A 22,480-nucleotide genomic window follows, 5' to 3' on the forward strand; every position below is an offset into this window, starting at 1 on the left:
AAGTCGCATGGCGCCCGCACCTGCGTATCTACAACGTGTACACATCAACCTGACTGGGACATATAATGGTATCTACAATGGATCTACATTTCTGGGACATCTTCTCGCTTATGAAACTCTCGATACAAAAGTGGGGCAACAGTGCCGCCGTGCGCTTGCCCGCCGCATTGCTGGATCAGGCGAAACTCGAACTCGGCGACCAGTTGAGCGTCGAGGTTCGTCCGGACGGCATCATGCTCACCCCGGCGCGCCCCAGCTATGCCCTCGCCGACCTGGTCGCGCAATGCGACTTCGCAGCGCCGATGCCCGAAGACCTGGCCGCCTGGAACAACCTCAAGCCGGTAGGAGGTGAAGCATGGTAAGGCGAGTCAAATTCGAACGCGGCGACATCGTGCGGGTGAATCTGAACCCGAGCGTCGGCCATGAACAGCAAGGCGAGTTCCGGCCCGCTCTCGTGCTCTCGTCGGGCGTGTTCAACGCCACGGGCGTCGCGGTCGTCGCGCCGATCACCCAAGGCGGGAACTTCGCCCGCTTCGCCGGTTTCGCGGTCCCGCTGGCCGGCGACGGCGTCGAAACACAGGGCGTCGCGCTCGTGAACATGATCCGTACGCTCGATCTCGAAGCGCGGGGCGCGCGCAAAGTCGAGCGTGCGTCGGTCGCAACCACCGAAGACGCGCTCGCCCGCCTGCAAGCCATCCTCGACTGAGTTCGCCTACTTCCCGATCGTTTCCCTGAACCACCTTGGATGATGCTTCCGCGCCCATCCATACGTGACCGTGCCACGCGTCATCGCGCCGATCGATCCTTTCACCCAGATCGCGGCGTAGATGTGCACGATGATCGACACGATCAGCACGAACGCAGTCGCCGCATGCACGACCGACGCGATGCGAATCACCGTAATCGGGAAATAGAACGCGAAGTAGGCGCGCCAGATCACAATTCCGCTTAAAAGCAGCAAGACGAGGCTCGCCACCATCACGAAGAACAGCAGCTTCTGTCCCGCGTTGTACTTGCCGATTTCCGGCAGGCGCTCTTCGCGATTGGCGAGCACGTCGTTCATCTGCTTCATCCACTGGACATCGTTGCTGTCCAGATAGTTGTGGTGCCAGAAACGCAGCGCGAGGATCAGGAACGAAAGGAACATCACGCAGCCGACGAACGGATGAAGAATGCGCGTCCACTGTCCGCCGCCGAAGATCGCGTAGAGCCATGACATCGACGGATGGAACATCGCGAGCCCGGACAGCGCGAGCAGCACGAACGTGATCGCGGTGATCCAGTGATTGGTGCGCTCGTTCGGCGTGTAGCGCACGATCAGACGGTGGCCCTTCACGTCACGCAGTTCGCTATCGTGTTTCATCTTCACGCTCCTGTCCGCCTTCCCGGCGACGACGCACCTCTTCCGCTTCGCGATGCGCCTCCAGTTCGTCTTCCTCGCTGACTTCGTTCGGGCCGATGCGCGTGTAGTGGAAGAAGCCCGCGAGCGCCGCTATCGCGATGCCCGCCATCGCGAGCGGCTTGGTCACGCCCTTCCAGATCGACACCAGCGGACTGATGTGCGGGTCTTTCGCAAGTCCGTGATACAACTCGGGCTGATCGGCATGATGCAGCACGTACATCACATGCGTGCCGCCCACGCCCGCCGGATCGTACAGGCCCGCGTTCGCGAAGCCGCGCTCCTTCAGGTCCTCGACGCGCTCGGCGGCCTGCGCCTGCATGTCCACCTTGGTGCCGAACATGATCGCGCCGGTCGGGCAGGTCTTCACGCACGCGGGCTCCTGTCCCACCGCGACGCGGTCCGAACACAGCGTGCATTTATAGGCGCGATGATCTTCCTTCGAAATCCGCGGAATGTTGAACGGGCAACCGGTGATGCAATAGCCGCAGCCGATGCAGTTCTCCTCGTGAAAATCCACGATACCGTTCGTGTACTGCACGATCGCACCCGGCGACGGACACGCCTTCAGACAGCCCGGGTCCTCGCAATGCATGCAGCCGTCCTTGCGGATCAGCCATTCGAGGTCGCCCTTCGGATTCTCGTATTCGGTGAAGCGCATCACCGTCCACGAATGCTCCGTCAGGTCGCGCGGATTGTCGTAGACGCCGGTCGTGTGACCGACCTCGTCGCGCAAGTCGTTCCATTCCATGCAGGCCGTCTGACACGCCTTGCAGCCGATGCACTTCGACACGTCGATGAGCTTCGCCACCGCGCCCGTGGCCGGCTCGCGCACCTGCGTCGGCGGCGTGGTGGTCGCCGAGACACGCTTGATATCGAGCGATTGCAGTGCCATCTCGTCCCCCTTATGCCTTCTCGACCTTCACCAGGAACGACTTGAACTCGGGTGTCTGCGAGTTGCCGTCGCCCACGGAAGGCGTGAGTGTGTTGACGAGATAGCCCGGCTGCGCGAGACCCTTGAAGCCCCAGTGCAGCGGCAGGCCGACGGTGTGCACCTTCTTGCCCTCGATGGTCAGCGGCTTGATGCGCTTGGTGACGAGCGCCACTGCGACGATATGCCCGCGATTGCTCGACACCTTCACGCGATCGCCCGCGACGACGCCCACTTCCTTCGCATGCTCCTCGCTGATTTCCACGAACTGCTGCGGCTGGATGATCGCGTTCAGGCGCGCGTGCTTGGTCCAGTAGTGGAAGTGCTCGGTGAGGCGGTAGGTGGTCGCCGTGTCGGGGAATTTGTCGGCGGCGCCGAACGCGGCGCGATCGTCCGGGAACACGCGCGCGGCGGGATTGCTCGTCGCGGCCTTGTTGTCGCGGAAGAACGGGTTGTAGCCGAGCGGCGTTTCGAACGGTTCGTAGTGCGTGGGGAACGGCCCTTCGTTCATGCCGTCGCGCGCGAAGAAACGGGCGACGCCCTCCGGGTTCATGATGAACGGGCTCATGCCTTTTTCCGGCGGCTCGTCAGCCTTGAAGTCGGGGACGTCCGGGCCCGTCCAGGCGCGCCCGTTCCACGCGACCAGCTTTCTCGACGGATCGAACGGCTTGCCGTTCACATCGCACGATGCGCGGTTGTACAGCACGCGCCGGTTCGCCGGCCACGCCCACGCCCAGCCGAGCGTCTGGCCGATACCCGTCGGGTCCGAGTTGTCGCGCCGGCCCATCTGGTTGCCCGCCTGCGTCCACGAGCCGCAGAAAATCCAGCAGCCGCTCGCGGTCGAGCCGTCGTCGCGCAACTGCGCGAAGCTCGCCAGTTGCTCGCCGCGTTTCGCCAGCACTTTGGTCTGATCGGCGGGATCGGTGACATCGGCGAGCGCGCGGCCGTTGAACTCCATCGCGATCTCTTCGGGCGTCGGGCTTTCCGGGTCCGCGTAGGGCCAGGTCATCTTCAGGATCGGATCGGGATACTTGCCGCCCTTTTCCTGATATGCCTTTCTCATGCGCAGCCACAGGCCCGACATGATCTCCAGATCGCTCCTCGCCTCTCCCGGCGCGGCCGCGCCTTGCCAGTGCCATTGCAGCACGCGCGACGAACTCACCAGCGAGCCGCGTTCTTCGGCGAAACAGGTCGTCGGCAGGCGGAAGACTTCGGTCTGGATCTTCGAGGCATCGACGTCGTTGAATTCGCCGTGGTTCTTCCAGAACTCCGACGTCTCGGTCGCGAGCGGGTCCATGATGACGAGCCACTTCAGCTTCGACAGCCCGAGCCCGATCTTCGCCTTGTTGGGCGCCGCCGCCAGCGGATTGAAGCCCTGGCAGATGTAGCCGTTCATCTTGCCCGCGGCCATCAGCTCGAAGACCTGCAGCATGTCGTAGGACTTGTCGAGCTTCGGCAACATGTCGTAGCCGAAGTTGTTGTCGGCTGTGGCGTTGTCGCCCCACCACGACTTCATGAAGCTCACATGGAACGCGCGATAGTTCTTCCAGTAGCTCAGTTGATTCGGCCGCAGCGGTTGCGCCGCGCGCTTCTTGATGTACTCCTCGTAGTCCTGCTCGCCTTCCATCGGCAAAGTCATGTAGCCGGGCAGCAGATTCGACATCAGGCCGAGATCGGTCAGCCCTTGAATGTTCGAATGCCCGCGCAGTGCATTCATGCCGCCGCCCGCGATACCGATATTGCCGAGCAGCAGTTGCACCATCGCGCCCGTGCGGATCATCTGAGCGCCGACCGAGTGATGCGTCCAGCCGAGCGCATAGAGGATCGTCGCCGCGCGATTCGGCACGGCGGTCGACGCGAGCATCTCGCAGACTTTCAGGAACTTGTCGGTCGGCGTGCCGCAGACTTTCGTCACCATTTCAGGCGTGTAGGCGGCGTAGTGCTGCTTGAGCAGGTTATAGACGCAGCGCGGATGACTCAGCGTGAGGTCGGTTTTCACGTAACCGTCCTCGCCGCGCTCGTAGTCCCAGCTCGATTTGTCGTACTTGCGTTTTTCCGCGTCGTAGCCCGAGAACACGCCGTCCTTGAACGCGTAGTCCTCGCGCACGATGAACGACATGTCCGTGTAGTTCTTCACGTACTCGTGCTGGATCTTGTCGTGCGTGAGCAGATAGTTGATCACGCCGCCCAGGAACGCGATGTCCGTGCCGGTGCGTATCGGCGCATAGAAATCCGCAACCGATGCGGTGCGCGTGAAGCGCGGATCGACGACCATCAGCCGCGCGCGGCGATGCGCCTTCGCCTCCGTCACCCACTTGAAGCCGCACGGGTGCGCCTCGGCCGCATTGCCGCCCATCACCAGAATCAGATCCGTGTTCTTGATGTCGACCCAATGGTTCGTCATCGCTCCACGGCCAAACGTCGGGGCAAGACCTGCCACCGTCGGGCCATGTCAGACACGCGCCTGATTGTCGAATGCGAGCATCCCGAGACTGCGGACCGTCTTGTGCGTCAGATAGCCGACTTCGTTGCTCCCCGCCGACGCCGCGAGAAAGCCCGTGGTCAGCCAGCGGTTGACCTTCTTGCCGTCTGGCGTCGCCTCGACGAAATTCGCGTCGCGGTCTTCCTTCATCAGCACGGCGATGCGGTCGAGCGCGTCTTCCCACGAAATCGGCTTCCACTCGTTCGACCCGGGCGCGCGATGTTCGGGAACCGTCAGGCGGCTCGGGCTATGAATGAAGTCGATGAGCGAGGCGCCTTTCGGGCAGAGCGTGCCGCGATTGACCGGATGATCCGGATCGCCTTCGATATGAATGATGCTTGCCTTGGCGTTCTTGGCGTTGTCGCCGAGGCCGTACATCAGGATGCCGCACCCGACTGAACAGTACGGGCAGGTGTTACGCGTTTCCGTGGTGCGCGACAGTTTGTATTGCCGGACTTCGGCGAGCGCGGGAGCCGGAGAGAAGCCCAATGCCGCCAGGCTCGATCCGGCGAGCGTGCTCGCGGAAACCTTGAGGAACTGTCGCCGTGACATTTGGAGCATGATTGCCCTCGGCACGTCGTAAAGTGGGTTTCTAGAGTATATGGTGCTCGATTACATCTGCCAGACGGTTTGATACGGTATTTGCACCGATGTGCCGGTTTGTCGCCGCAAACTTCACACGCTAAGCAACTCGCGCGCCCGAGGCCGCATGTTCTGGAATGGAACGTGCTCGACGGATGAACATCGTTGTTCAAAGCTTCGAGAGGTCGACATGAGTTCCGTCTCCACGCAGAAGATCCAAACCGTCGTGAGGAAAGACGCTTCGTGGGCGCTCGGCGCGCTCAAGCAGTTCTCGGAAAACCGCTGCGCCGCGATGGCCGCGAGCATCGCGTTCTATTCGGCGTTCTCGCTCGCGCCGACGCTCGTCATGGTGATCGCCGTCGCGGGGTGGGTGTTCGGGCCGGAAGCCGCGCGCGGGCAGCTTTTTCATCAGGTGAACGGACTCATCGGCGATCAGGCCGCGGCGGGCGTGCAGAGCATCGTCGAGAATGCGCATCGCAGCGGCGGCACGGGCCTCGCCGCGATCATCTCGTTCGTGCTGCTTGCGGCCGGGGCGTCGGCGACGTTTTCATCGCTCAATACGGCGCTCAATATCGTCTGGCCGATGACCGCCGAGCAGCGCTCCGGCGTCATGGCGATGGTGCGCGTGCGGCTCGTCTCGTTCGGGCTCGTGCTCGGCGTCGCGTTTCTGCTGATCGTGTCGCTCGTGCTCGACACCGCGATTCAGGCCGTCGGCATGTGGCTGTGGGCGGACTCTCCGTTCGTGATCGTCGGAGATGTCGTGCAACTCGCGGCCGGGCTCGCGATTCTCACGGTCGCGTTCGGCGCGCTGATGAAGTTTCTTCCCGACGCACCCGTGCAATGGCGCGATGCGCTGGTCGGCGGACTGGTCGCCGCGCTGCTTTTCTCGGCGGGCAAGAAACTGTTCGCGCTCTATCTGACGCACGCGGGCACCGCGAGCGCGTTCGGCGCGGCGGGCTCGCTCGCGGTGCTTTTGATGTGGCTCTATTTCTCCGCCGCCGTGCTGCTGCTCGGCGCGGAGTTTTCGGCGGCGCGCGCGCGGCTGCATGATCCGCGCGGCGCGTGGGGCCAGCAGAGCAACGGCCGCGTGCCGCCGGGCAGCCGCGCGAAGATCGGCTCGCTGCTCGCCGCGTCGACGCGCACCGCCACGCCGATGGCCGGCGCGGCATCGACGGCGGCGCCAGTCGACGAAACTACGCGACGCGCAATCGGCGCGCGCACGCAGCATGCGCAACATCTGACCGGGCAGGCGCGCAAGAAAGTCTCCGCCGTGGCGCGGGCGCTGGCGTTGTCGCGCAAGCTGGCGCGGGCGGAATCGACCGCCACGCGCGTCACCGCGCTAGCGATGGTCGGCGCGGGCCGCAAGGCGTCGCGCGCGAATGCGGCGGTGCGGCGTCATCCGTGGCGCGCGGTTCTGGTCGCGGCGAGCGCGGGCATGGCGGTCGCGCTGCTGACCCGGCGCGATACGACGCGGCAACAGGACCCCACCGGGCGACGCTGAATCGGCACGGTGAGCGCTGTCGGCCAAACCCGAAAAATCCGGCGCTAAAAATGCGCTTTGTTATTTGAATCGACGGTAATCACGCAGCGATCCAAAATCCGCCGATTCAAATAGTCGATTGCGCACGGAACTTTTCCGAACTGCCCCAGTCTCCCAAAATTCGTTTCGAAACTGCCCGAAAACCTTTACAGACGGGCAGATGACCCGAGTGTGTGTTTTTCGAGACAGTCTATATTTTTCATTTCTTAAGTTTCGAAACGTTGCGTTATTCTCTGCGCCGGCAACAACGATTTTAATCATTCGCGTGGAGAATTCGATGAAGAAATTCGCACTGACGTCCCTCTCGCTGGCGCTGCTCGGCGCAGCAGGCGCGGCACAAGCTCAAACGAGCGTGACCCTGTATGGCGTGATCGACGCTGGTATCGGCTATGTGAGCCATGCCAACGCGAACGGCGACAAGCTGGTCGGCATGATCAACGGCAACCTGTCCGGCGACCGCTGGGGCCTGAAGGGTCAGGAAGACCTGGGCGGCGGTCTGAAGGCGATTTTCCAATTGGAAAACGGCTTTGACGTCGGCACCGGCCGTCTCGGCCAAGGCGGCCGCGAATTCGGTCGTCAAGCATTCGTCGGTCTGTCCGGCAACCAGTGGGGCACGGTCACGCTGGGTCGCCAGTACGATCCGCTGGTCGACATGGTTCAAGGCATCACGGGTGACAACTACTGGGGCGCTGCCTTCGCAACGCCGGGCGACGTCGACAACTACGACAACTCGCTGCGCGTGAGCAACGCCGTCAAGTACGTGTCGCCGAACTTCGCCGGCTTCCAGGTCGAAGGTCTGTACGGCTTCAGCAACCTGGCGGGCACGACGGGCCAAGGCCAGACGTGGTCGGCAGCTGCGACGTACAACAACGGCCCGTTGGCTGTTGCAGGCGGCTACTTCTACGCGAACAACCCGAGCGCAGGCCGTGTGCCGGCAACGACGGCCAGCGGCTGGGGCAGCCCGTCGTCGGACTCGCTGTTCAACAGCCCGGTGAACTCGGCGTACGCGACGGCTCAGGCTATCGGTATCGCTCGCGGCGCGGTTCAGTACTCGATCGGCGCATTCACGGTCGGCGGTTCGTACAGCAACGCGCAGTACAAGGCTGACGGCGCATCGCGCTTCGGTTCGCAGCACTTCAACATCGGCAACGGCTTCGTGAACTTCCAGGTCACGCCGGCTCTGTTGACGGGTCTGGGCTACACGTACACGAAGGCGGGTGGCGACACCTCGGCGACGTACCACCAGGTCAGCCTGGGCGCCGACTACTCGCTGTCGAAGCGCACCGACTTCTACGCTGTTGCGGCTTACCAGCACGCAAGCGGCGACCAGCGTAACGGCGATGGCACGACCAGCTCGGCGCAAGCGTCGATCGGCTCGTATGGCTACGAAAGCGGCCGCAGCCACCAGGAACTGGTCATCGTGGGCGTGCGTCACAAGTTCTAAGAACAACCGACTGGCGTGGCACGCGAGTGCCGCGTCGGCAGGACCGCAGTACCCTCGAACAGCCATCGGTTATGCCGGTGGCTGTTTTTTTATGTGCGCGCGTCACGCGGCAAAGCGCAACAAAATGTCAAAATCAACCGCGCGCGCGCCACGCGTCCGGCTGAGGGCAGCAGAATCGCCCGGATATCGATATCCAGGAGATTCGCACGATGCCGCCACGTTCGACCCTTCATCGCTTCCTCGTCCTCGCCGCGTGTGTCGCGAGCGCCGCGTGCGCAACGGTCGATGCACCCGCCCTTCCGATGATCATCGCGCATCGCGGCGGCGCGGCCGACTATCCCGAGAACACACTGATCGCCATCGAGGGCGCGCTGCACAATCGCGCCGATGCGATCTGGCTCACCGTGCAACTCACGCGCGATGGCGTGCCGGTGCTATATCGTCCAGTGGATCTTTCGGTGAACACCGATGGCCGCGGCGCGGTAGCGGACTTCGACCTGGCGGCGCTCGAGCGGCTGAATGCGGGATGGAACTTCGCGCCACACGACGCGAGCGGCACGACGCGTCAGCCGTATCGCGACCATCCGGTGCGGATTCCGACGCTCGCCGCGGCGTTGCGCGCGATTCCGCCCACCGTCCCCGTGATGCTCGACATGAAAGCGCTGCCCGCCGCGCCGCAGGCGGCAGCCGTCGCGCACGTGCTGAACGAGGAAAACGCGTGGCCGCGCGTGCTGATCTATTCGACCGATGCCGCGTATCAGAACGCCTTCGCAGCGTATCCGCAGGCGCGCCTCTTCGAATCTCGCGATGCTGCGCGCGCAAGGCTCGCCGCCGTCGCGCTCGCGAGGACGTGCGAGGCTGCGCCGCCGCCCGCAACCTGGACCGCTTTCGAATATGCGAGAAAGATGGAGCTGGTCGAGACGTTCACGCTCGGCGAAACGCGCTCGGCGGTCACGGCGAAACTGTGGACGCCTGACGCGATCGAGTGCTTCCGCGCAAACGGGCAGACGCCGATCGTCGCGATCGGCATCGACAACGCCGACGATTACCGCGCCGCCGCGTGCCTTGGCGTAACCGCCGTGCTCACCGATTCACCGCGAAACATGCGCGCGATCAGGGCGAACACGGCGCTGCCGCTGCAATGCCCGCCCGCCGCGCGCTGACGGCTCACCGCTGCGGCGCGTTGCCTGTGGGGTTGGTGTCCTCGGCGAGCGTCTGCGCGGGCGCATCCGCGCCGCCGCACGGCAAATCACCGATGACGAGCCGCGGCACCGTGCTGCGCGTCTCGCGCGGGCGCAGCGGAACATCGTCGAGTTCGGTCCACGACGGATTCGGAATCTCGCCGAAAAGCTGCCGCAGACGCTCGCCCCAGGTCTTGTTGATCATCTGGTAGTACGCGCTGTTGTTGTCGAGCGTGGCGAAACGCGTCACGCGCAGCGAGTCCTTTTCGTAGACCAGCAGGTCGAGCGGCAAACCGACCGAGAGATTGGAGCGCAGCGTCGAATCCATCGAAATGAGCGCGCATTTGGCGGCTTCGTCGAGCGGCGATGCGGGCGTGATCACGCGGTCGATGATCGGCTTGCCGTACTTCGACTCGCCGATCTGAAAATACGGCGACACGCGCGTCGATTCGATGAAATTGCCCGCCGCGTAGATCATGAACAGGCGCGGCGGCTGGCCGCAGATCTGCCCGCCGAGAATGAAGCTGCAATTGAAGTCGACGCTGAATTCCGCGAGCGACAGCGCATCGCGCCGATGCACCTCGCGCACCGCATCGCCGACGATGCGCGCGGCTTCCGCCATCGTCGGCACGCTGTAGAGCGTGGGCGCGCCGGGGTCGGACGGCTCCCCGAGCAGATGGGTCACCGCCTGCGTCAGGGCGAGGTTGCCCGCCGCGAGCAGAACGATCACGCGCTCTCCCGGCTGTTCGAAAACAACCATCTTGCGCGCGGCGCTCACGTGGTCCACGCCGGCGTTGGTGCGCGTGTCGGACAGGAACACGAGCCCCTCGTCCACGCACATGCCCACGCAATAAGTCATGTCAATCCGTCCTGAAACAAGCAAACCGCTATTGTACTGAGCGCGACAGCGGGTCGCATCCACCCGCTCATGGATCGGGGTGCGCTTCGATATCGATGTGCACCGCGAGCGTCTCCTCCTTGCCGCCCACGCGCGCGCCGCGCACTGGCGCAGCGGCTTCGTGATCGCGCGCCACGGCGAGCCGGCAGTGGCGCTCGCCCGCGAACGCGGCCTGGGTCGCATCCACCGATACCCAGCCGTGCTCCACCCAGACATCCACCCATGCGTGCATCGCCGGGGCGGCGCTCGGGCCTGCATCGACATAACCGCTCACGCAGCGCGCGGGCACGCCGCGCACACGGCAGCACGCGAGCATCAGATGCGCGAGGTCGCGCGCGTCGCCGAAGCCGCTTGCGAGCGCCTGCGCGGCCGTGCCCGCGGCATACGCCGGTTCATGGCGATACTTCACGCTGTCCGCGATACGCTGCGCCAACGCCACGAGCGACGCGGACGTATCGAGCGACGGCACGCGATGCGCAAGCTCGCGCACCGCCGCATCCGGCGAAGTCAGCGGCGTCGCGCAGGTGAAATGTTCAAGCGGAATCGGACCGGCTTCATCGTAGAGGCGGCCATCGGCAAGCGCCTCGGTTTCGACTTCGCCCGCCACGCTCACATGCATTTCGCTGTGCGGCTTCGTCAGCACGAGCGTGTGCAGCACATTGCCGTAGGCATCGCGCGCGGTATCGAGCTTGCCCGGCGCTTCGACGTGCCAGTGCCGCACGAGCTGCGCCGCGCCGCTCGCGGGCGTCACGCGAAACTGCTGGATCGAATAGGTGACCGGCGCGGCGTAGCGGTAGCGGATGTCGTGGCGAATGGTCAGCAGCATGATTCACGCAATCGGAAGCATGAGGAAAGTGTGCATCACGCGCAGGCCGAGTTCATCGACACGCTTCAGAAACTGCGTGAGCCACGCGTGCACTCCCGTCTCCAGAATCTGACGGATGTCGGCATAGAGGACGTCCGCGCGCAGCTTGCCCGCGAAGCGCTCGCAGTCCTTCGACGCATCCGTGCGCAGCTTCGCGAGCGTCTCGCAGACGCCGTCGAGCGACGCCAGCAGCGAACGCGGCATCTGCTCGTTGAGGATCAGCAGTTCGACGACACGCGCGGGCGTCACGACATCGCGATACACCTTGCGATAGATCTCCAGCGCCGATACGGAACTGAGTATCGACGTCCAGTAGTAGAAATCTTCGAGTTGGCGCGCCGCCTCGCGCGAGTTCGGCGTGGCGTCGGCGAAGCGCACGTCGAGAATGCGCGCGGTGTTGTCCGCGCGTTCGAGATACGCGCCGAGCTGCATGAAGAAGAATGCATCGTCGCGCAGCGCGGTGCCGTGCATCACGCCGCGGCACAGGTTCGAGCGGTACTTGACCCATTCGAACAGCGCATCCGGACCCGTGACGAGTTCCAGCTTCGCAAGCCGCTGATTGAATTCGAGCCACGTGAAGTTGATGGTTTCCCAGCCTTCGGTCGTGAGCGTGCCGCGCACCGCGCGCGCATTCTCGCGGGTCGCCTGCAGGCACGAGAGAATGCTCGACGGATTGCGCGCGTCGGCGGCCATGAAATGCAGCATGTCTTCGCGCTCGTACGATCCGGGATAGCGCTCGTCGAACATCTCCTCCAGTTCGGATATCTTCAGCACCGAACGCTGCGCGCGCGCCGCCTGTTCCGGCGTCTGCGGCAGCAGCGCGCCTTCCAGGTTGATGTCGAGCATGCGCGCGGTGTTCTCCGCGCGCTCCATGTAGCGCGCCATCCAGAACAGGTGATCGGCGGTGCGGCTCAGCATGACATCATCGGCAGAGAGTGAGTCATTCGACCATCCACGTATCTTTGGTCCCGCCGCCCTGCGACGAGTTGACGACGAGCGAGCCTTCACGCAACGCCACGCGCGTGAGGCCGCCCGCGCACATCGACACTTCGCGGCCCGAAAGCACGAACGGCCGCAAATCGATATGACGCGGCGCGATGCCCGCCTCGACGAAGGTCGGGCAGGCGGACAGCGCGAGCGTCGGCTGCGCAATGTAGCCTTCGGGCCGCGCGATGAGCCGCGCGCGAAACGCTTCGATCTCGTCACGCGTCGATGCCGGCCCGACGAGCATGCCGTAACCGCCCGCGCCATGCACTTCCTTCACGACGAGTTCCGACAGATGCGCGAGCGTGTACGCGAGATCATCGGGCTTGCGGCATTGATGCGTCGGCACGTTGTTGAGAATCGGCTTCTCGCCGAGATAGAACTCGATCATGTCGGGCACGAACGGGTAGATCGATTTGTCGTCGGCGATGCCGGTGCCCATCGCGTTCGCGAGCGTCACGCGCCCCGCGCGATACGACGTCAGCAGGCCCGGAATGCCGAGCGCCGAATCCGCGCGAAACGCGAGCGGATCGAGAAAATCATCGTCGACGCGGCGATAGATCACGTCGACGCGGCGCGGCCCGTGCGTCGTACGCATGAAGACGTAATTGTCGTCGACGAACAGATCCTTGCCTTCGACGAGTTCCACGCCCATCTGCTGCGCGAGAAACGTGTGCTCGAAGTAAGCGGAGTTGTACATGCCGGGCGTCAGCACGACGACGGCAGGATCGTCGACGCCTTCGGGCGCGATCGAGCGCAAGGTCTCCAGCAGCAGGTCGGGATAATGCGCGACCGGCGCGACGCGGTTCTGCACGAAGAGTTCGGGAAAGAGCCGCATCATCATCTTGCGGTTTTCCAGCATGTACGACACGCCCGAGGGCACGCGCAGATTGTCTTCGAGCACGTAGAACTCGCCCGCTTCGCCCGCGCGCACCACGTCGACGCCGGCGATATGCGCGTACACGTCGAGCGGCACGTCCACGCCCTGCATCTCCGGCCGATACTGCGCGTTCGTATAGACCTGCTCGGCGGGAATGCGGCCGGCGAGCACGATGTCGCCGTCGTGATAGATGTCGTGAAGAAACAGATTGAGCGCCTGCACGCGCTGCCGCAAGCCGGTTTCGAGCACGCGCCATTGGTCGCCGGGAATGATGCGCGGAATCATGTCGAACGGAATGAGCCGCTCGGTGCCGGACAGGTCGCCGTTCACCGCGAAGGTGATGCCCACGCGCCGGAACAGCACGTCCGCCTCGGCCCGCTTGCGCGCGATCGTCTCGGGGCTCTGCATCGAGAGCCAGCGGGAGAACCGCGCGTAGTGGCTGCGCACGGTGTCGTCCTGACGCATTTCATCGTAGATCTGCATCATTGCGTCCTTCGTTTTTCGGCGCGTTTCGTTGCAGTATCGGACGAAAAACGCGTGACGTGTGCCACTTTTTTAACGCGCGTTCATGGTGCACGGCGGTTTCGCGCTAGACTTTCCCTTCATCGACCTACGTTTGAACATGTCCGACGCCTTCGAAGACGAAGCCGATTCGCTCGCCGACGCCCTCCTCGCAGGACTCGCGCGCCCGATCGTGTTCGTCGATCTGGAAACCACGGGTTCGAACGCAACCGAAGACCGCATCACCGAGATCGGCGTCGTGGAAGCGAGCACGGCGGGCATCGAGCGCTGGAGCGTGCTCGTCGATCCGGGCGTGCCGGTGCCGCCGTTCATCTCGCGGCTGACCGGCATCGACGACTCCATGCTGCGCGGCCAGCCGAGCTTTGAATCGCTCGCGCCCGCGCTCGCCGAGCGGCTGCACGGCAAGCTCTTCGTCGCGCACAACGCGCGCTTCGATTACGGCTTTCTCAAGAACGCTTTCCGCCGCGCGGGCATCGCGTTTCGCGCCGATACGCTGTGCACGGTGCGGCTGTCGCGCGCGCTCTTTCCGTCGGTCGAACGGCATGGGCTCGATGCGCTCATCGCGCGGTTGAATCTCGCGCCGGAAGGACGCCATCGCGCGCTCGCCGACGCCGATCTGCTCTGGCAGTTCTGGCAGAAGATTCACGCGCTGTATCGGCAGGATCTCGTCGATGCCGCGATCAAGACGCTCGTCAGGCGCGCGAGTCTGCCCGCCGCGCTGCCCGAAGGCGCGCTCGATGCGCTGCCGTCGACGCCCGGCGTCTATCTCTTTCACGGCGACGACGACGTGCCGCTCTATGTCGGCAAGAGCATCAACCTGAAACAGCGCGTCGCGGCGCATTTTTCGGGCGATCACAGGCTTCAGAAGGACTTGTCGATCTCGCAGGCCATCCGTCGCATCGAATGCCGCGAGACGGTCGGTGAACTCGGTGCGCTGCTGCTCGAAGCCAGGCTCGTGAAAGAGTTGAAGCCGACGCACAACCGCCTGCTGAAAGGCGCGTCGGGAGCCTGCGCGTGGCAGTGGCTGCCCGGCGCGAGCGCGCCGACGCTCGTGAAGGCGAATGCGCGCGATCTGTCGCGCGAGGCGCATCTGTTCGGCGTGTTCGCGTCGCGCGCGAAGGCGCACGCGTTCATGCGCCATGTCGCCGATGAGCACACGCTCTGTCACGCGACGCTCGGGCTGGAAAAAGCGCCGCTGTCGCTCAGTCGCGGCTGCTTCGGCTATCAGGTGAAACGCTGCCTGGGATCGTGTGCGGGTGTTGAAACAGTCGCGGATCACGCGGCGCGCGCGCTCGCGGCGCTGGAACACGCGCGCCTCGTGCGCTGGCCGCACGAAGGACCGATCGCCATCCCCGAGCGCGACGAACACACGGGCCGCGAAGCGTGGCACGTGATCGATCGATGGTGCTATGTCGGCACATGTGCGACGCGCGAGGAGATCGCTTCGCTGCTCGCCGATGCCCCCGATCTGCGCCCTTTCGATTCCGATGTGTACGGCCTGCTTGCGAAGCGTATCGCGTCGGAGCAGCTCGCATGGATCGCATGCGATGCGCGGCCCGCGTTTCATCTCGTCGTACAAGAGGCGCCACAACGCGTGGTCACCATCACGCAGCAGACGAAACGCGCCACAAAGCGTCGCGCGATCGTCGCCGATCAGTTCGCGCTGATGTTCTGAACGCGCCTCAGGCGATGCCGCCGTTCGCGCGCAACACCTGTCCGTTGACCCAGCCCGCATCCGGACCGACGAGAAACGCGACGACCGCCGCGATATCGTCCGGCTGCCCGAGCCGTTCGAGCGGCGGCATTTTCGAGAACGCCGCGATCTGCTCGTCGGTCTTGCCGTCGAGGAACAGCGATGTCGCCACCGGTCCCGGCGCCACCGCATTCACCGTGATGCCGCGCCCGCGCAACTCCTTCGCGAACACATGCGTAAACGATTCGACCGCCGCCTTGGTCGCGTTGTAGATCGCGTAGCCGGGCATGTTCAGCGCGAGCGTCGTGCTCGAAAAATTGACGATGCGCCCGCCGCCGTTCATGCGCGCCGCCGCCTCGCGCAGCGTGTTGAAGGTGCCGCGCACGTTGATGTCGAAGGTCTGATCGTAGAGCGCGTCGCTCGTGTCGGCGAGCGGCACGGTCTTCAATACGCCCGCGTTGTTGACGAGCGCATCGACCTTGCCGAGTTCCGCTTCGACCGTTTCGAACATGCGGCGCACGTCGTCCGCGTTGGCAACATCCGCTTTCACGGCGATCGCCGCGCTGCCCGATTCACGCAATTCGGCGACGAGCGCCTCCGCTTCCTGCGCGCTCGCCGCGTAGTTCACCGCAACCGCGAAACCGTCGTGCGCGAGACGCCGCGCGATCTCGGCGCCGATGCCGCGCGATGCGCCCGTGACGATGGCCACGCGTTTCGTTTTGATCTGACTCATGATGTGCTCCTCAAAGGTGGGCTGTTCGATGAGAAGCATGATGGATCATTCCGTTTCCGCGATCATCGTGCGTGGCTTAGTATCATCGTTCCAGTTGCTTCAACAATTCGACGCTCAATCACTATGGATCGATTCCAGGAGATGCAGGTGTTCGTGCGTATCGCGGAGCGGCACAGCTTCACGCAAGCCGCCGACGATCTGCAGATACCGCGCGCCACCGTCACCAATCTGATGAAGCGCATGGAAGAGCGGCTCGGCACGCGCCTGCTCGAACGCACGACGCGCACCGTGCGCCTCACGCACGACGGCGAAGCGCACTACCGGCGCTGCGTGCGCCTGATCGCGGATCTGGAGGAAGCGGAAGACTCGTTCAGACATATCGAGCCGAAGGGTCTGTTGCGCGTGAATCTGCAGGGCACGCTCGCGCGGCACTTCATCATGCCGGGACTGCCCGCGTTTCTCGAACGTTACGGGCGCATCGAACTGCATATCGGCGAGGACGACAGGCTCGTCGACCTCGTGCGCGAAGGCGTCGATTGCGTGCTGCGCGCGGGCACGTTGCAGGATTCATCGATGATCGGCCGGCGCGTCGCGCTGCTCGAACAGGTCACGGTGGCGAGCGCCGCGTATCTCGCGCGCGAAGGCGTTCCGGATGATCTCGAAGCGCTCGCGTCGCATCGCGCGGTGAACTTCCTATCGAGCGCGACGGGGCGCGTGCTGCCGCTGGAATTCAGCGTGGATAACCGCATCGAGGCGATCGAACTGCAGGCGACGATCTCCGTGACAGGTGTCGAGATGTACACGCAGGCCGCGCTGGCGGGACTCGGCATCGTTCAGGTGCCGCGCTATCACGTCGACGATGCGCTCGCCGATGGCCGCCTGCATGTCGTGCTTCCCAACCTGCCGCCGCCGCCGATGCCCATCTCCGTGCTCTATCCGCATAACCGTCAGCTATCCGCACGGGTACGGGTTTTCGCGGACTGGTTGAGCGAGATCTTCGCTCGATACAACGTGCGCGGCTGATCGAAAATCAAAAGCAAAAGAGGCCAGCATCCCAGTGAAGGGAAGCTGGCCTCTTTTTCATCGAGCTTCGATTTCGCTGACGAAACCGAAGCCGAAACGCCGGCGAAAGTAACTTAAGCCGCTGCGTCCTTCAGCTTCTTCAGCGCGCGCGCCTTGATGCGAACGCTTGCCGGCTTGGCCGGGAACCAGCGCTCTTCACCCGAGAACGGGTCCTTGCCGAAGCGCTTCTTCTTCGCCGGCACGGCTTGCGCCGAGATCTTCAGCAGGCCCGACAGCGTGAATTCGCCTGCGCCCTTCTTGTGGATCGAGCCGAGGATGGTGTCTTCCAGCGCGACCAGAACGGCCTTCACTGCCTTCACGTCGACAGCGGCGCGCTCGGCGAGGTGCGTCGCGAGCGATGCCTTCGTGAACGTGTCCTTGATCGGCGAGGGAGCGCCCGTGGTCTTCTTCGCGGCTACTACTTTCTTCGCGGCAACCTTCGGCGCTGCTGCTTTCTTCGCCGGTGCGGCGGCGGTCTTCGCCGTGGCCTTCTTGGCCGGGGCTTTCTTGGCAGCGGTTTTAGCGGAAGTCGGCATGTTTCTCCTACCTGTTTTTGGTCAGTGATGTTCGAATACGTTCGCACCGATGCGTCGTATCACGCCGGATTCTACATAGGCCAAGCGAGTTCGTGCGAGTCTTTTGCGCTTTTATATCGTTTTTATAGGGGTTTTTCGTGGCGTCGCTGAAACACGCGAGCCATCAACGCATCATGGGCGATGTTCTTCGATGTATTTCGAAGCATTGCGTCAACGCCGATGCGTGATGTGAGCGATGAGCGGATAGTGATCGGAAGCGATGCGCGAAAGCCGTGTGCGATGCACATCGACACGCATGAGACGCTCGCCCGGATGCACCCAGATGCGGTCGAGCGCGAAGAGCGGATAGCGCGTCGGAAAGGTACGCAACGCGCTTGCGCGATGAAAGTGTGTGACGAGCCGACGCAGCGTGCGGCCATAGACGAACCACTCGTTGAGGTCGCCGAGCAGGATCACGGGCAGCGCGGGCGTATCGAAGCTTTGCAGCACTTGCTGCACTTGCGCGCGCCTTTCGCTCGATGCGAGGCCAAGATGTGTCGCGACCACGCGCCACACTTCGCCGCCGCAATCGATGTCGGCGTCGAGCGCGCCGCGCGGCTCGCGGCTTCTGAACGACAGGTCGAGCGTACGCACCGCGCGTACCGGATAGCGCGTGAGCACCGCGTTGCCGTAGCGGCGCTCGGGCGTATCGAGCGTCGGGCCCGCGACGGCGTGCAAGCCGGTCATGCGTTGCAGCACGTCGAGCACATCGGGCGAGCCGCTGCCGCCGAGCGGCACTTCCTGCAGCGCGAAGATATCCGCGTCGATCTCGGCGAGCACTTCGCCGATGCGCTCCGGCGCGAACTTGCCGTCGATACCTATCGCGCCATGCAAGTTGTAGGTGGCGATGCGCAGCGCGCGCGCGCGGGCTTCGCTCACGTTTTCCGGTTCGATGACCGCTTCGTGCATCAGCGTCATGAGTTGACCTCGTCGGGACGCTCGTTCCTCGATGCCGCATCGCGCGGCATGGTCCCGCTCATTGTTCCGTTCTCGCGCAACGCATTCGCGCGCTTCGCTTCGTCGCTGGCGCGCGGCTTGTCGGCATCGCTCGGCGCGCCTTCGTGCGCGTCGTGATGATCCGCGCGGCCGAGAAAGCGCTGCAGCAGCAACGACACACCGATCAACGCCGCACCGATGCCGATCAGCACCGCGAACGAGCCGACCGTCGGATGTTGCAACGAAGCGACGAGCTGATGCGCGAATGCGACCGTCAGGAAGATGCCCGGCCCCATGCCGAGCATCGTGCCGATCATGAAGTCGCGCATGCGGATATGCGATGCGCCCGCGACGAGATTGACGATCGAAAACGGTGCGACCGGCAGAAGCCGCAGCACCACGACCGCGACGATGCCACGCCGCGCCACGCGCTCCGATAGCCGGTTGACGCGCGCGCCCGCGAGCTTGCGCACCGCATCGCGGCCGAGCCAGCTACCGAGCGAATATGAAATCGCAGCCGCGATCATCGTGCCGACAAACGCATAGAGGCCGCCCCACGAAGCGCCGAACACGAGGCCCGTCGTCGCGATGAGCAGCGTGATCGGCACCGAGACGACCGCCGCCACCACATAGCCGACGACGATCCACACGGGCGCGAACGGCAGCGCGTCGACGCGGCGTGTCGCATGCGTGAGCGATCTGAGGTTCACGTAATCGCCGAGCGGCGTCCAGTGCCACAGACCCGCGACCACCACGACCATCAGCGCGAGCACGCCGAGCAGCGCAAAGCGTCCGATGAGCGGGCGCGTCTTTTCCGCGGGGACGAACTGATCGACGAGTTCGTCGGCGGCGATCGGCGTTTCGGGATCGATCAGCGCTTCGGGTGGAATGAGCTGGTCGAGCTCGGTCGACACTTGCGGATCGAGCGGCACCAGCGTGCGATGCGCGTCCCGGTCGCGCAACAGCGCCTGGATCGCGGCGTTCATGCTGCCGCGCGCATCGCGTTCGCGCACGATGTCCGCGCGCTCGCAGCCGAGATGCTCCGCGAGCAGAATGTCGCGCATCGTCGCGATCGCGCGGCGGATGCGCGCGTCGGCGCCCGCGTCGATCGAGATGTTGCACTCGCTGTCGAGCACCATCGAACGATTGTTCAGGTTGGACGAGCCGACGATCAGCAACTCGTCATCCACGATCATCAGCTTGCTGTGCACGTTGACGATCTGCTCGCCGAGCTTCGGCACGCTCGGACACAGCAGGCTGTAACGGCCATGCGTGTCGGCGTCCTTCAGGAGCGTGTGCAGGCGCGCGCGCAGCACGCCCATCGTCACTTCCTGCAGCCAGCCGCTCTGATTGCGCGGCACGACGATGGCGAGATCAGGGCCGTCCTCGCGCGCGAGCGAATCGGCGAGCGCGGCGCCGACCGTGCCCGACGTGAAGTACTGGTTCTCGATATAGATGCTGCGCCGCGCCCGCGCGATGGCGTCGAGGTACTGCGTGCGAATCTGCCGCACCGGTTCGCGGCCGAGATACGCGGGCTCGGTAAGCGAGATCGCGATATCGACATCTTCGAGATCGACGCGCCGTGAAGGCGGCCACGGGTCCTGCACGAGCGTCGCGCGATGCGCGCGGATCGCAAGACGCTTGCCGCATGCGCGCGCCCATCGTTCGCGCGCGAGCATGCCGATCTCGCGCGCGGCGTCGCCATCGAACATGCTATGGACATCGTGGAAAGGCTGATACGGCGTGCCATTGGCATCGCGGCGCAGCGGCTCGTCGGGTGCGTGCGCGGTCGTGTCCCAGCGCGAGCGCGTGAGATCGAGACCGCCCACGAACGCGAGCCGATCATCGATCACGACGAGCTTCTGATGCTGCGAGCCGCCGAGCGGATGCTTGCCGTCCATCTGGAACGCGATGCGCCGGTTGGTGCGCCAGCCCATCTTGTACACGGGTAACCACTCGCGCTCGAATGCATAGAGCATCGCGAAATCCCACGCGAGAATGTAGATGCGCAGGCGTCGCCTGTCGGCGGTGATCGCGTGCAGGAAATCGCCGAGCGCTTCGGGATAGCCGTCGTTCGCGCCTTCGGGCGTGAGCTTCATGCGGCTGTCGATATCCCATCCCAGGATGAACACGGTGCGTTCCGCGCGCGTGATCGCCTCGCGCAGCACGCGGAAATAATCCGCACCATCGATGAGCAGGCTGAAGCGTGACGCATGACGCACGCTCGCGCAATTGCGTCCCGGCTGGAAAAACGGTTCATCGGCTTTTGCGTGGCTCATGGGCCTCTCGACGGCACTTCGCGGCCAAATGACTTTCGTTTTGCAAACAGCATGCCCGCCATGATGCTACGCTTCGATGCACATGCCGATCCGGAGCGACATGCGCGATGAACAATAACGAAGTCACCCATCCAGACGACGAACGCGCGGGACTCGGCGCGCTCGCAGCGGCCTCGGTTGTCGTGGGCGCGGCGACGGGCACGATCGGCGTGCTGTTTCGCTTCGCCCTCGAACGCGCCGACGCATGGCGCAACGCGTTCGTCGCGTGGGCGCACGCGGGACACGATATCGCGGTCGTGCTCGTCGTGCTGGCGGCAGCGGCCGCCGCCGGGCTCGCCGGCTGGCTCGTCGCGCGCTTTGCACCGATGGCGAGCGGCAGCGGCATTCCGCATGTCGAAGCGGTGCTGCACGGCCGCCTGCCGCCCGCGCCGCTCGTGCTCATTCCGATCAAGTTCGTCGGCGGCGTGCTGGCCATCGGTGCGGGGCTCGCGCTCGGCCGCGAAGGTCCGACGGTGCAGATGGGCGCATCGATCGCGCATGCCATCGGCACGATGTTCAGGCGCAACGCCGTCGATTGCCGCGTGCTGCTCGCGGCGGGCGCGGGCGCGGGGCTGGCGACGGCGTTCAATGCGCCGATCGCGGGCGCCGTGTTCGTGCTCGAAGAACTGATGCGTCGCTTCGATACGCGCACGGCGGTCGCGGCGCTCGGCGCATCGGCGAGCGCGATCGCGATGGCGCGGCTGCTGCACGGCGATCTGCCCGACTTTCATGTGCCAGCGCAGCCGTTTCCCGGCTTCGAAATGGCCGGCGCGCATCTCGTGCTCGGCGCGTTGCTCGGCCTGCTCGGCGCGGCCTATTGCCGCCTCATTCTATGGACACTCGATATCGCCGATTCGCTCGCGCGTCCCGAATCGGTGAAGCATGCGACCGTGCGCGCGGCGGCAGTCGGCGCGGCGGTCGGTCTGATCGCGTGGTTCGCGCCGGATCTCGCCGGCGGCGGCGATGCGCTGACCGAACGCGCGCTGCTCGGCGCGGGCACCGTGGCCGGCGTGATCGCGATGTTCGCGCTGCGCTTCGTGATGGGTCCGGTTTCGTACGCGGCGGGCGCGCCCGGCGGCATCTTCGCGCCGATGCTCGTGCTCGGCGCGCAAACCGGACTCGTATTCGGCCGCGTATGTTTCGACTGGTTCCCGGGCATGGCGCCCGCCGCCGGCGATACCAGCACGTTCGCGGTGGTCGGCATGGCGGCGTTCTTCGTCGCGGTGGTGCGCGCGCCGGTCACGGGCATCGTGCTCGTCACGGAGATGACGGCGAGCTTTTCGCTGCTGCTGCCGATGCTCATCGCCTGCTTCACCGCGATGATCGTGCCGATGCTGCTGCGCGTGCCGCCGATCTACGATTCCCTCGGCGAGCGCGCGGCGCGCGGCCCGCGTTCTGCATCCGGCGACCCGTTGCGGTAGTCTCGTCCTTCGACTTCATCCACGAGGACAGGCA

General features: G+C 64.7%; 19 protein-coding genes. 8 read left to right on the top strand and 11 right to left on the bottom strand.

Features of this window, described 5'->3' with window-relative positions; translation table 11 throughout:
• Nucleotides 1-110 precede the first annotated feature (110 nt).
• Both AWB80_RS15200 and AWB80_RS15205 read left to right on the top strand, forming a co-directional pair.
• Nucleotides 111-362 (top strand): AbrB/MazE/SpoVT family DNA-binding domain-containing protein, encoded by a 252-nt coding sequence (locus AWB80_RS15200; RefSeq protein WP_061175540.1) that lies wholly within the window; start codon nt 111-113, stop codon nt 360-362.
• Complete coding sequence (locus AWB80_RS15205; RefSeq protein ID WP_061175476.1) at nt 356-706, top strand: type II toxin-antitoxin system ChpB family toxin; 351 nt, start codon at nt 356-358, stop codon at nt 704-706. Before AWB80_RS15200 ends, AWB80_RS15205 begins: the two co-directional genes overlap by 7 nt.
• A 6-nt stretch (nt 707-712) precedes the next feature.
• Here AWB80_RS15205 and AWB80_RS15210 read toward each other — a convergent pair whose 3' ends face one another.
• Genes AWB80_RS15210 through fdnG form a run of 3 tightly spaced genes read right to left on the bottom strand, consistent with a single transcriptional unit; the run spans nt 713 to nt 5,373 of the window.
• Complete coding sequence (locus AWB80_RS15210; protein ID WP_061175477.1) at nt 713-1,363, bottom strand: formate dehydrogenase subunit gamma; 651 nt, start codon at nt 1,361-1,363, stop codon at nt 713-715.
• Nucleotides 1,350-2,294 (bottom strand): formate dehydrogenase subunit beta, encoded by a 945-nt coding sequence (gene fdxH / locus AWB80_RS15215; RefSeq protein WP_061175478.1) that lies wholly within the window; start codon nt 2,292-2,294, stop codon nt 1,350-1,352. Before fdxH ends, AWB80_RS15210 begins: the two co-directional genes overlap by 14 nt.
• A gap of 10 nt (nt 2,295-2,304) precedes the next feature.
• Nucleotides 2,305-5,373, bottom strand: a complete 3,069-nt coding sequence (gene fdnG, locus AWB80_RS15220) for a formate dehydrogenase-N subunit alpha (protein WP_087131300.1) — start codon at nt 5,371-5,373, stop codon at nt 2,305-2,307.
• 211 nt (nt 5,374-5,584) lie between these two features.
• On the opposite strand from fdnG, the gene AWB80_RS15225 reads away from it, so the two are divergent.
• The 3 genes from AWB80_RS15225 to AWB80_RS15235 all read left to right on the top strand — a co-directional run bounded on the left by AWB80_RS15225 (nt 5,585) and on the right by AWB80_RS15235 (nt 9,541).
• Nucleotides 5,585-6,895, top strand: coding sequence for a YihY/virulence factor BrkB family protein (locus tag AWB80_RS15225; protein ID WP_061175481.1), 1,311 nt, complete (start codon nt 5,585-5,587; stop codon nt 6,893-6,895).
• A 316-nt stretch (nt 6,896-7,211) separates the two neighbouring features.
• Complete coding sequence (locus AWB80_RS15230; protein WP_061175482.1) at nt 7,212-8,378, top strand: porin; 1,167 nt, start codon at nt 7,212-7,214, stop codon at nt 8,376-8,378.
• Between the two features lie 209 nt (nt 8,379-8,587).
• Nucleotides 8,588-9,541, top strand: a complete 954-nt coding sequence (locus AWB80_RS15235) for a glycerophosphodiester phosphodiesterase family protein (protein WP_061175483.1) — start codon at nt 8,588-8,590, stop codon at nt 9,539-9,541.
• Nucleotides 9,542-9,545: 4 nt separating this feature from the next.
• Here the strand turns inward: AWB80_RS15235 and AWB80_RS15240 are convergent, their stop codons facing one another.
• From AWB80_RS15240 to AWB80_RS15255, 4 genes are all read right to left on the bottom strand, one after another.
• Complete coding sequence (locus AWB80_RS15240) at nt 9,546-10,418, bottom strand: proteasome-type protease (protein WP_087131301.1); 873 nt, start codon at nt 10,416-10,418, stop codon at nt 9,546-9,548.
• Between the two features lie 67 nt (nt 10,419-10,485).
• The gene (locus AWB80_RS15245) at nt 10,486-11,283 is read right to left on the bottom strand and encodes a transglutaminase family protein (RefSeq protein ID WP_061175485.1); all 798 of its coding nucleotides are present in this window, start codon (nt 11,281-11,283) and stop codon (nt 10,486-10,488) included.
• Between the two features lie 3 nt (nt 11,284-11,286).
• On the bottom strand, nt 11,287-12,240 hold the full coding sequence (locus tag AWB80_RS15250; RefSeq protein WP_061175486.1) for an alpha-E domain-containing protein: 954 nt from the start codon (nt 12,238-12,240) through the stop codon (nt 11,287-11,289).
• Nucleotides 12,241-12,262: 22 nt separating this feature from the next.
• Nucleotides 12,263-13,669: a circularly permuted type 2 ATP-grasp protein gene (locus AWB80_RS15255; protein WP_061175541.1), complete on the bottom strand. Its 1,407-nt coding sequence runs from the start codon at nt 13,667-13,669 to the stop codon at nt 12,263-12,265.
• A gap of 139 nt (nt 13,670-13,808) precedes the next feature.
• Between AWB80_RS15255 and AWB80_RS15260 the strand changes: the two genes are divergently transcribed.
• Nucleotides 13,809-15,383 carry a 3'-5' exonuclease family protein gene (locus tag AWB80_RS15260; RefSeq protein WP_244206515.1) on the top strand — a complete coding sequence of 525 codons (1,575 nt, stop codon included), beginning with the start codon at nt 13,809-13,811 and terminating at the stop codon, nt 15,381-15,383.
• Between the two features lie 7 nt (nt 15,384-15,390).
• Here the strand turns inward: AWB80_RS15260 and AWB80_RS15265 are convergent, their stop codons facing one another.
• Nucleotides 15,391-16,134 (bottom strand): SDR family oxidoreductase, encoded by a 744-nt coding sequence (locus tag AWB80_RS15265; protein ID WP_061175542.1) that lies wholly within the window; start codon nt 16,132-16,134, stop codon nt 15,391-15,393.
• Nucleotides 16,135-16,257: 123 nt separating this feature from the next.
• Here AWB80_RS15265 and AWB80_RS15270 point away from each other — a divergent pair, with 123 nt between their 5' ends.
• Nucleotides 16,258-17,157 carry a LysR family transcriptional regulator gene (locus AWB80_RS15270; RefSeq protein WP_061175488.1) on the top strand — a complete coding sequence of 300 codons (900 nt, stop codon included), beginning with the start codon at nt 16,258-16,260 and terminating at the stop codon, nt 17,155-17,157.
• A 113-nt stretch (nt 17,158-17,270) separates the two neighbouring features.
• On the opposite strand, the gene AWB80_RS15275 is transcribed toward AWB80_RS15270, so the two are convergent.
• From AWB80_RS15275 to AWB80_RS15285, 3 genes are all read right to left on the bottom strand, one after another.
• A complete protein-coding gene (locus AWB80_RS15275) occupies nt 17,271-17,732 on the bottom strand; it encodes an HU family DNA-binding protein (protein ID WP_061175489.1) in 462 nt (153 codons plus the stop codon).
• 210 nt (nt 17,733-17,942) lie between these two features.
• Nucleotides 17,943-18,689, bottom strand: a complete 747-nt coding sequence (locus AWB80_RS15280; RefSeq protein ID WP_061175490.1) for an endonuclease/exonuclease/phosphatase family protein — start codon at nt 18,687-18,689, stop codon at nt 17,943-17,945.
• Complete coding sequence (locus AWB80_RS15285; protein WP_061175491.1) at nt 18,686-20,986, bottom strand: VTT domain-containing protein; 2,301 nt, start codon at nt 20,984-20,986, stop codon at nt 18,686-18,688. The genes AWB80_RS15280 and AWB80_RS15285 overlap by 4 nt, the downstream gene beginning before the upstream one ends.
• Before the next feature lie 107 nt (nt 20,987-21,093).
• On the opposite strand from AWB80_RS15285, the gene clcA reads away from it, so the two are divergent.
• Complete coding sequence (clcA, locus tag AWB80_RS15290; protein ID WP_061175492.1) at nt 21,094-22,446, top strand: H(+)/Cl(-) exchange transporter ClcA; 1,353 nt, start codon at nt 21,094-21,096, stop codon at nt 22,444-22,446.
• Nucleotides 22,447-22,480 lie beyond the last annotated feature (34 nt).

Origin of the sequence: Caballeronia pedi (assembly GCF_001544915.2) — a bacterium.
Taxonomy (GTDB): domain Bacteria; phylum Pseudomonadota; class Gammaproteobacteria; order Burkholderiales; family Burkholderiaceae; genus Caballeronia; species Caballeronia pedi.

Bases quoted from the DNA above. Each gene is read 5' to 3' on its own strand.
- AWB80_RS15200 (WP_061175540.1), top strand. From the start codon at position 111: ATGAAACTCTCGATACAAAAGTGGGGCAACAGTGCCGCCGTGCGCTTG.
- AWB80_RS15205 (WP_061175476.1), top strand. From the start codon at position 356: ATGGTAAGGCGAGTCAAATTCGAACGCGGCGACATCGTGCGGGTGAAT.
- AWB80_RS15210 (WP_061175477.1), bottom strand. From the start codon at position 1,363: ATGAAACACGATAGCGAACTGCGTGACGTGAAGGGCCACCGTCTGATC.
- fdxH (WP_061175478.1), bottom strand. From the start codon at position 2,294: ATGGCACTGCAATCGCTCGATATCAAGCGTGTCTCGGCGACCACCACG.
- AWB80_RS15225 (WP_061175481.1), top strand. From the start codon at position 5,585: ATGAGTTCCGTCTCCACGCAGAAGATCCAAACCGTCGTGAGGAAAGAC.
- AWB80_RS15230 (WP_061175482.1), top strand. From the start codon at position 7,212: ATGAAGAAATTCGCACTGACGTCCCTCTCGCTGGCGCTGCTCGGCGCA.
- AWB80_RS15235 (WP_061175483.1), top strand. From the start codon at position 8,588: ATGCCGCCACGTTCGACCCTTCATCGCTTCCTCGTCCTCGCCGCGTGT.
- AWB80_RS15240 (WP_087131301.1), bottom strand. From the start codon at position 10,418: ATGACTTATTGCGTGGGCATGTGCGTGGACGAGGGGCTCGTGTTCCTG.
- AWB80_RS15245 (WP_061175485.1), bottom strand. From the start codon at position 11,283: ATGCTGCTGACCATTCGCCACGACATCCGCTACCGCTACGCCGCGCCG.
- AWB80_RS15250 (WP_061175486.1), bottom strand. From the start codon at position 12,240: ATGCTGAGCCGCACCGCCGATCACCTGTTCTGGATGGCGCGCTACATG.
- AWB80_RS15255 (WP_061175541.1), bottom strand. From the start codon at position 13,669: ATGCAGATCTACGATGAAATGCGTCAGGACGACACCGTGCGCAGCCAC.
- AWB80_RS15260 (WP_244206515.1), top strand. From the start codon at position 13,809: ATGTCCGACGCCTTCGAAGACGAAGCCGATTCGCTCGCCGACGCCCTC.
- AWB80_RS15265 (WP_061175542.1), bottom strand. From the start codon at position 16,134: ATGAGTCAGATCAAAACGAAACGCGTGGCCATCGTCACGGGCGCATCG.
- AWB80_RS15270 (WP_061175488.1), top strand. From the start codon at position 16,258: ATGGATCGATTCCAGGAGATGCAGGTGTTCGTGCGTATCGCGGAGCGG.
- AWB80_RS15275 (WP_061175489.1), bottom strand. From the start codon at position 17,732: ATGCCGACTTCCGCTAAAACCGCTGCCAAGAAAGCCCCGGCCAAGAAG.
- AWB80_RS15280 (WP_061175490.1), bottom strand. From the start codon at position 18,689: ATGACGCTGATGCACGAAGCGGTCATCGAACCGGAAAACGTGAGCGAA.
- AWB80_RS15285 (WP_061175491.1), bottom strand. From the start codon at position 20,986: ATGAGCCACGCAAAAGCCGATGAACCGTTTTTCCAGCCGGGACGCAAT.
- clcA (WP_061175492.1), top strand. From the start codon at position 21,094: ATGAACAATAACGAAGTCACCCATCCAGACGACGAACGCGCGGGACTC.